General features: G+C 62.3%; 7 protein-coding genes. 5 read left to right on the plus strand and 2 right to left on the minus strand.

Annotated elements, in window-relative coordinates; all coding sequences use genetic code 11:
• Positions 1–113: 113 nt before the first annotated feature.
• Positions 114–440, minus strand: coding sequence for a hypothetical protein (locus J4F42_18920; GenBank protein ID MCE2487590.1), 327 nt, complete (start codon positions 438–440; stop codon positions 114–116).
• Between the two features lie 154 nt (positions 441–594).
• Entirely contained in the window at positions 595–1,686 is a 1,092-nt protein-coding gene (locus tag J4F42_18925; protein ID MCE2487591.1) for an alpha/beta hydrolase fold domain-containing protein, read from the minus strand.
• 194 nt (positions 1,687–1,880) lie between these two features.
• On the opposite strand from J4F42_18925, the gene J4F42_18930 reads away from it, so the two are divergent.
• The 5 genes from J4F42_18930 to J4F42_18950 all read left to right on the plus strand — a co-directional run bounded on the left by J4F42_18930 (position 1,881) and on the right by J4F42_18950 (position 7,605).
• Positions 1,881–2,324 (plus strand): PPOX class F420-dependent oxidoreductase, encoded by a 444-nt coding sequence (locus J4F42_18930; protein MCE2487592.1) that lies wholly within the window; start codon positions 1,881–1,883, stop codon positions 2,322–2,324.
• Between the two features lie 211 nt (positions 2,325–2,535).
• Positions 2,536–3,378: a glutathione S-transferase gene (locus J4F42_18935; GenBank protein ID MCE2487593.1), complete on the plus strand. Its 843-nt coding sequence runs from the start codon at positions 2,536–2,538 to the stop codon at positions 3,376–3,378.
• 187 nt (positions 3,379–3,565) lie between these two features.
• Entirely contained in the window at positions 3,566–5,359 is a 1,794-nt protein-coding gene (aspS, locus tag J4F42_18940; GenBank protein MCE2487594.1) for an aspartate--tRNA ligase, read from the plus strand.
• A 45-nt stretch (positions 5,360–5,404) separates the two neighbouring features.
• Positions 5,405–6,802 (plus strand): c-type cytochrome, encoded by a 1,398-nt coding sequence (locus tag J4F42_18945; protein ID MCE2487595.1) that lies wholly within the window; start codon positions 5,405–5,407, stop codon positions 6,800–6,802.
• Complete coding sequence (locus tag J4F42_18950) at positions 6,772–7,605, plus strand: SDR family oxidoreductase (GenBank protein ID MCE2487596.1); 834 nt, start codon at positions 6,772–6,774, stop codon at positions 7,603–7,605. Before J4F42_18945 ends, J4F42_18950 begins: the two co-directional genes overlap by 31 nt.
• Positions 7,606–8,060: the final 455 nt, after the last annotated feature.

The raw sequence follows: 8,060 nt of genomic DNA on the forward strand, positions 1-8,060 counted from the left end.
CTTCGCCCGTCATGATACGAAAGTCGTTCGGCAGCCAGCAGCAGTCCGCACATAGATTGTGTGGATATTCTGGGCCGCCGCGCTTAGTCGCATACCACAGGGCCGAAATGCAATCATGACAACAACATTCGTGTCGGAAAAGCTCTTTGTTTACGGGAAAGTCGATACGAACGGAACTGCATTTGCACGTAATAGTCGCCATAGTTTTTCTCCAGGATTGCGTCCGCATCGTCAGCGAAAGAGGTGGAGAGCTTTTGGCCGCGAACAACCCACCCGTCTCGCTCGGCCCGAGTCGTGAGGCCCAGAACGTCTGTGCCACCGGTACGGAGAGACACCTCCAACCCACGTTCCGTTGACAGTGCGGGACTCAACAGCCCCTCGGCTTTGATCACGCCATCGCTTGAGAACGCTTGTCGCATTGCTTCGGTGACACGGATCACTGTTCACCTCCTTCGATAGCGCTCCTATTCAGACCAGATAGTAGATCGGAGCGGGTTGTGTGTGTCGTTCAGACCTCCCTGTCCGCGAAGAGGGCCCCAGCACGGGAACAGACGACGAAATCTGTTCCATGACGCTGCGCCCTCTACGCCGGACCTACAGCGAATCGGCAAAGCCTTTGATATCGCGGATGGTGGCAGCGTATACGTCGGGGATCGCTTTGCGGAAAAGGACATCGGCGGCGTGGCATGTCCCGTTGACGGTCCGGCTGTAGACCGGCACCCCCGCTGCCATGAGCATCTGATAGTACGTGAGCCCCTCATCCCGCAGGGGGTCTAATTCGTTGACCGAGATGACGTGCGGGGGCAGCCCGTGCAGGTCTTCGCCTGTGGCCCAGTACGGCCAGCACAGCGGATTTTTCGCGTTTTTGCCCTCAGGGTCATAGACGCTCGCCAGCACCCCCATCTGGTGGCGGTTGATCAAGTAGTCGTCGTTCTCGTACAGAGAGCGAAGCTCCTCGCCGGGCTGTGCCCACTCGCCATAAATGTACGGGCACAAGGCGTAGACGCCGGCAATGTGTTCAAGGCGTCCGTCCTGCTTGGCCTGCAAACATGTGGCCAGGGCGAGATTCCCGCCGCCAGACTCACCGGACACAACGATCTTCGAGACCCCCAGGCTGGCCTTGTGGTCGAACGTCCACTGGAGTCCGCTCGTGCAGTCGTTGAGACCGGCCGGAAACGGATGGTTGCCAAGCTTGCCCGCGCCATTGCGGAATTCCACACCGATGGCGACCATGCCGCAGGCCGCGAGTTCGTCGCGCCAGCGTCGATACGCTGGATCATCGGCTGTCAGGATAACCATGCCACCGCCGTGCATATGGTACACACACGGCAGCGGGCCGGACATGTTCTGGGGCAGGTGAATGTACAGATTGATGGCGTTCCCGTCCACGCCGGTGATGACCTCGGTCCGCCGCTCAACATGCGGAATTGCCGGCAGGTCAGCGAGCTGGGCAGTAAACACCGCTGCCATGCCAGCCTCGCTTTCGGCACAGAAGCGGAGCTTTTCCGGCAGGGGCGAGTCCGCGCTGACCGGCACGGGCGGCAGGGCTACATCGAGCTTGAAGGGGGCACAGGCGGCAACCAGGCGGGGGTCGGTGCGGGGGTCGGTCTTCAAGACGTGGGCAGGATTGCCGAGACGGCCTGGTAGGATAGGCAGATCGTTCGTGTGAGATACAGCTGTTGTCATGGGGTTACTCCTTTCCTCGCACCCTGCATACCAAACCCTCATGGCAGAGAAAAGAAGTCGGACGGAGACCCGGTGTCGGCAGACTCGTCAGCCCTCTCGGTCTGGGCTTGCGCACAAAACCGTGGCTGTGAGAGACTCGCAGACGGCTGGCGCTCCATGAGGAATCCAGCCCATTATCAGAGGGAGGAGCAGGCATGGAACGCATGAGCCCTGAAGAATGCCGGAGTTTCTTACTCAGTCCGGTGCGGACCGGCAAGCTCGCCACCGTGCGGAAAGATGGCCGGCCCCTGGTCGTACCAGTGTGGTACGATCTTGAGGCAGAGGTCCTGGTCTTCATGACTGGGCGTGACTCGATCAAGGCCCGCAATATACGTCACGAGCCCCGGGTCAGCGTGTGTGTCGACGATGAGGTGACACCGTTTGCGTATGTCGAACTCGCAGGCACAGCCGTCATGTCCGATGATGCAGACCAGGCGCGCTATTGGGCGACACGGATTGGCGGGCGCTATATGGGGCAGGCGTTAGCCGAGACCTATGGGCAACTCAACAGCGGGTCAGGAGAGTTGATCGTCCATGTCACGCCAACGCACCTGCACGGGTATAAAGATGTGACCGGTCGGTATCCACAGCCGACGTAGCCGCACGGACCCGCACGGTCGGTATGCAAGGTTCCCGTATAACACTTTTTTAGACTGCACGACCGTGCTCAGGCAGGGGCGTGGCATCGTGCCGCTCCGGGCGCTGGACGCCCGGCGGCAGGCTGTATAGGTTTGCCTCCAGTACCCGAAAGGTGGGTGAGGCCGACTCCCTTGAGAGAGTATCGCCTGCCTTTCACGAAAGGCGGTTCTTATGGCCATGTCTGGAACGGCGGAGTTCGATCTGCGCATCTTTTCCTATCTGCCCAACCCTCGGATTTGGAAAGCCACCATTGCCGCGCGGCTGTGCGGTGTCCGGCTCGACCTCAGAGGCGCCAAACCGCGCGATTTGGCGCAGTGGCTGTGGGACTTCGAGGCCCGGCCTCTGACCGATGCGGAACGCGAAGCACCACAGACGACCGAACGGCAGGGACGGACCGGCTTTTCGGGCCGCTTGTACAAGACCGAGGCGTTTCTGGACGCCCACCCGTTCGGCACCGTGCCGGCCGCCTTCAGCCCGGACGGCAGGGTCGGCATCTTTGAATCCAACAGCATCATGCGAGCCGTGGCCCGCCTGGGTCAGGACCGCTATCCCCTGTACGGCACGGACGCCTATGCTGCGGCGCGTATCGACAGCTTTCTTGACACCAGCCTGGTCTTTGCCCGGGATATGCAGCTGTATCTTCTGGCCCTGGCCAACGGTTCGCTGACGGCCGACCTCCAGGTCAGAATGGGCGACGCCTTCGGGGTTTTTCTGGCCGGGATTGAGCGGGGCCTGGCGCCAGACCGGCAGTTCCTGGTTGGCGGCACCATCAGCCTGGCCGATATTTGCTTTGTGGCCGAACTGACGCTGTTCTCGAACGAGAAGGCCCAGGCGACTCGCCTGGCCGAACACGGTCTGAAGTGTCTGTTTCACGACGATATTCCGGCCCAATTTCCGCGCACGTTTGCCCACTATGACAAGCTGTGTCAGCACCCGGCGTTTGAGCCTGATGTCGCCCCGTATGTGGACAAGCTGGAACGCGATATTGCCAGGGACAGACACAGCGGACGATGATCCGTTCTTTCACTATCCACTTTTGTGCGGCGGTCAGCGCCCTTCGTAGGGGCGGGTCTCGAGCCCGCCCCTGCCGCGTGATGGGCTGGTTATCATCGTCCACTTTTGGCACAATAGCGTGTCTTGTTCGGAGGGATGACAGCTCGGTCGTTCCTCCTTTTCCGTATGCAGCATTAAGGGAGACACTGTGGAATCTTTAGGCGACTGGCAGCGCAGCTGTCCGTGTGGAGCTCCTCGGAGCAGTCAGGTGGGGCAGGAAATGGTGCTGATGGGCTGGGTGCACTCCCAGCGTGATCACGGCGGCGTCACGTTCATTGACCTGCGTGACCGCTCGGGACTGGTTCAGATTGTGTGTAATCCGCAGGTCAGCCCGGCCGCCCATAACCAGGCCAAGGCTCTGCGGGCCGAGTTTGTGGTGGCCGCCCAGGGGCATCTGGAGCGGCGCTCGGCGGACACGATCAACCCGAATCTGCCGACCGGCGAGGTCGAGCTGGTCGTCGATGAGCTGCGCATTCTGAATCCGTCCCGCACGCCGCCGTTTCCGATTGAGGACGACACCGAGCCGACCGAAAATACCCGCCTGCGCTACCGCTACCTGGATTTGCGACGGCCCAAGATGTTTGAGAACCTGCGCCTGCGCCACCGCCTGGCCAAGATTGTCCGCGACTACCTGGACGGTCAAGACTTTCTGGAAATCGAGACGCCGATCCTGACCCGCAGTACGCCCGAAGGCGCGCGCGACTATCTGGTCCCGAGCCGCGTCAATCCGGGCGGATTTTTTGCCCTGCCCCAGTCGCCCCAGCTGTTCAAACAACTGCTGATGGTCAGCAGCGTGGACAAATATTTCCAGATCGTGCGCTGCTTTCGGGATGAGGATCTGCGCGCCGACCGACAGCCGGAGTTCACCCAGATCGACGTTGAGATGTCGTTTGTCCGGCCCGATGACATTTTCCGTCTGATCGAGGGCATGGCCGTGCGGCTGTGTCGAGAGGTCAAAGGCTTTGAGCCGCCGACCCCGTTCCTGCGCCTGCCGTATGCCGAGGCCATGGCCCGCTACGGCACCGATAAACCGGATATCCGCTTCGGCCTGGAGTTGCAGGAACTGACCGAGCTGTTCAAAAACACCGACATCAAGGTCTTCCGCGAGGTGGTGGCCGGCGGTGGGGTGGTGCGCGGCATTGTCGTTCCCAAGGCCGGATTTTCGCGCAAGGAGATTGACGATCTGACGCCGCTGGCGATCAGTTTCGGGGCCAAGGGGCTGGCCTGGTTTCGGATGACCGCGTCCGGCTGGCAGTCGCCGCTGGCCAAATTTGTCGGCGACCAGGATAAGCAGGCCATTGAGGCAGCCCTGGATCTGCAAGAGGGCGACCTGGTGGTGATTGTGGCCGATGCCGAGCCGGTGGTGTGCGATGTTCTGTCCCGGCTGCGGCTGCACCTGGGAGACGCCCTGGGCCTCATCCCCAAAGAAGAGTTCAACTTCCTGTGGGTAACGGATTTTCCGCTGCTCGAGTATAACGCCGAGGCCCAGCGCTACACGGCCATGCACCATCCCTTCACCTCCCCGCACGACAGCGACCTTGGGCTGCTGGACACCGAGCCCGGAAAAGCCCGGGCTTTTGCCTATGATCTGGTCCTCAACGGGGTGGAGCTGGGCGGCGGCAGCATCAGAATCCACCGTCAGGACATCCAGCAGAAGATGTTCGGTCTGCTGGGCATAGACGAGGTCGAGGCTCAGGAGAAATTCGGTTTTCTGATGGAGGCGCTGTCCTATGGGGCACCCCCGCACGGGGGCATTGCGCTGGGCTTTGACCGTCTGGCCATGCTGTTTGCCGGGGCGGACTCGCTGCGCGAGGTGATTGCCTTTCCCAAGACGGCCAAGGCTGTGTGTCTGATGACAAACGCCCCCGGCCAGGTCGATGCCAAGCAGCTGCGTGAGCTGAGTATCAAAGTGGACGGCCAAGCTCCTCGTGATGGCCGATGATGTCTGTGACCACGAGTCCCTTTAACTGACTGCTCGGGGCCGGAGATGGTTCGTCCATCTGTCTTGCTGTGTCTCGCCCTGGCGTGCGTCTTCGCTCAGGCCGCGACCGATAGCGGTTCCGCTTGGGCCCGCAGCTGCGCCAGTTCTGATTCGGACACCACTCTGACGATACGGCCCGACGATTCGCGCTGGCCGGCCTTCCTGGCCTGGGCCGAGGACCGCCGGCTGTTCACGTCGCGGCTGCTCGGTTTCCGCGCCGGCGCGGGCGTCAGCCTTGTGTGGGCGCCGGGCACCGAGTGGGAAGCCCAGGTGACGCTGCCGATGGGTCAGGCGCTAGGCCATCTGATTGCCGAACGCAACTGGCGGGACGTGGATTTTCCTGAGTTTTTTGCCGAACGCGGGGGCGTCTACGGAATAAATCTGGCCGAGCGGCTGGCCATGCTTGACCCAGGCTCTCCCGCTCCATGGCGGGCGTTTTTCGACAGCTTGGCAGACACCCACCTGTCGGCCCGTGTGTCGGCCATCGCGCCGGACGGACAGTCCGCCGAGGTCAGTTTCGGCTCGGGCCGCGTCGTGACCTACTCGGTCGAGCGGCTGTGGCTCGACCTGAGCAGCTTTCTGACCGATTGCCACATTGCCGAGTTTTTGCAGGCTTCTGATCGACCCGACCAACCCGACCCGCAGCCCCCGGCTTCCGAGCCCGGCCCCGAGCCACCGGCCGCCTCGCCCGGACAAGCCGTGTATGAACGGCAGTGCAGCGGCTGTCATGGGACTCGGGGCGACGGTCAGGGGGTGTTTGCTTCACACCTGAGTCCCCGGCCGCGTGATTTTACGCAGGCCCGTTTTCGCTACCGTTCGACCCCGACCGGCCAGCTGCCGACCGATGAGGATGTATACCGCTCGGTGGCCCACGGCTTGGCCGGCAGCGGGATGCCCGCGTTTCAGGCTTTTCTGAGCCCGGCCGACATCCGCGACGTGGTGGCTTATATAAAGCGGTTTTCTGCTCGCTTTGAACGCGACCCCGCTCCGCGTCCCCTGGCTCTGCCGGTTCCTCCGGCGGTCTCTGCCGAGCGTATCGCGCGCGGGGCGCGGCTCTACGGGGACTCGGGCTGCACGAGCTGTCACGGCGACAGCGGCAAGGGCGACGGCCGCTCCGGCCAAGACCTGAAAACCTCTGAGGGAGAGCCGATCACGCCTCGGGATTTGACGGATAAATGGCGCTTTCGCGGCGGCTTCAGTCCCCAGGCGGTGTTTCAGCGCCTGATGACCGGTATGGATGGTTCCTCAATGGCGTCGTACCGCGACGCCCTGACCGAAGACCAGACGTGGGATCTGGTCTTTTACGTGCTTGACCTGTCGCCTCAGGACAGGCCGCAGGCACGAGACACGACAACCACACTCAGGAGGTCTGGATGGGAAAACTTGATGGCCGGACGGCAATAATCACGGGCGGAGCGAGCGGGATCGGCGCAGCAACGGTGCGGCTGTTTGTCGAACAGGGCGCCCGCGTTTTGATCGCCGACCTCCAGGAGGAAAAGGGACAGGAGCTGGCCGCCAGCCTGGGGCAAGATACCGCTTTCCTGAAGGTGAACGTGACCCGCGAGGCCGAGGTCAGCGGGGCGATTGATACGGTCGTGTCGCGCTGGGGCCGGCTCGACTGTGTGTATAACAACGCGGGCTTTGGGGGCGCCTTGGGGCCGATTGAGACGACCCCGGTTGAAGAGTACGACATGACCTTTGACGTGCTGCTCAAGAGCGTCTTTCTGGGCATGAAGCACGCCGCGCCGGTCATGAAGCGCCAGCGCACGGGCAGCATCATCAGCACGGCCAGCGCGGCCGGTCTGGAGGCCGGCATGGCGCCCCACCTGTACAGCGTGGCCAAGGCCGGGGTCGTGCAGCTGACCAAGTCGGTGGCCCTTGAGCTGGGCGAGTACGGGATCCGGGTCAACTGCATTTGTCCGGGCGCGATCGTGACCCCGCTGGCGGTTGGCCGGCCCGAGCCCAGGGCGGAGCAGGTGCAGGCTCTGCGGGACAACGCCGCCCGCATGCACGCCCTCAATCGGGTCGGGGAGCCCGAAGAAATCGCCCGGGCCGCGCTGTGGCTGGCGAGCGACGATTCGAGCTTTGTGACCGGCCAAGCCCTGGCCGTTGACGGTGGGGTGACGGCCGGCCGACCGTGGCGGAATCTGCCCGAGTTCCAGCGCACGCCGCATCCGATTCGGATGTATCGCCTGCCGGAGGAATAGACATGCTGGGCGCTGGCCTTATGGCATCGGCACTTTGAACAGGACCGCCGCTGTCAGCGCGATGTTCGTGGCAATCATCTGATAGGCATCATCAGCCGCACAGGACGGTCATTTCGGGCTGATTTGGTTGTGTCTCAATTTGAAATTCCTAGCGCGAAGTCTGTTTGCAAATGACAAATGGGCTATCGGGAAGTTTCTCGCAGTTCAGGCCACATTCGTAATCGGCATTTTCCCATCTCTCAAGCGCGACCACCCTCGTTGCCGCGCCGCGGCATTCCTGCAAGGAGGAATAGACGCCGATCCTTCGGCTAACGCTAAGCTTGTCCTTGTTCGGGTAGACATGTCCTGTCCAAGTATCTTCCGAGATACATGCTGTCGCTAGAGTGGTTCACGATAGGTTGTAGCCATTGGAGCGGTCGTGTGATAGCAGCCGAGGGCGGAGGACCACAGGATGC

The organism is Desulfurellaceae bacterium (assembly GCA_021296095.1).
GTDB lineage: Bacteria > Desulfobacterota > Binatia > Bin18 > Bin18 > JAAXHF01.

What these genes read in the sequence shown, in the direction of transcription:
- J4F42_18925 (MCE2487591.1), bottom strand. Translation starts at nt 1,686, where the DNA reads ATGACAACAGCTGTATCTCACACGAACGATCTGCCTATCCTACCAGGC.
- J4F42_18930 (MCE2487592.1), top strand. Translation starts at nt 1,881, where the DNA reads ATGGAACGCATGAGCCCTGAAGAATGCCGGAGTTTCTTACTCAGTCCG.
- J4F42_18935 (MCE2487593.1), top strand. Translation starts at nt 2,536, where the DNA reads ATGGCCATGTCTGGAACGGCGGAGTTCGATCTGCGCATCTTTTCCTAT.
- J4F42_18945 (MCE2487595.1), top strand. Translation starts at nt 5,405, where the DNA reads ATGGTTCGTCCATCTGTCTTGCTGTGTCTCGCCCTGGCGTGCGTCTTC.
- J4F42_18950 (MCE2487596.1), top strand. Translation starts at nt 6,772, where the DNA reads ATGGGAAAACTTGATGGCCGGACGGCAATAATCACGGGCGGAGCGAGC.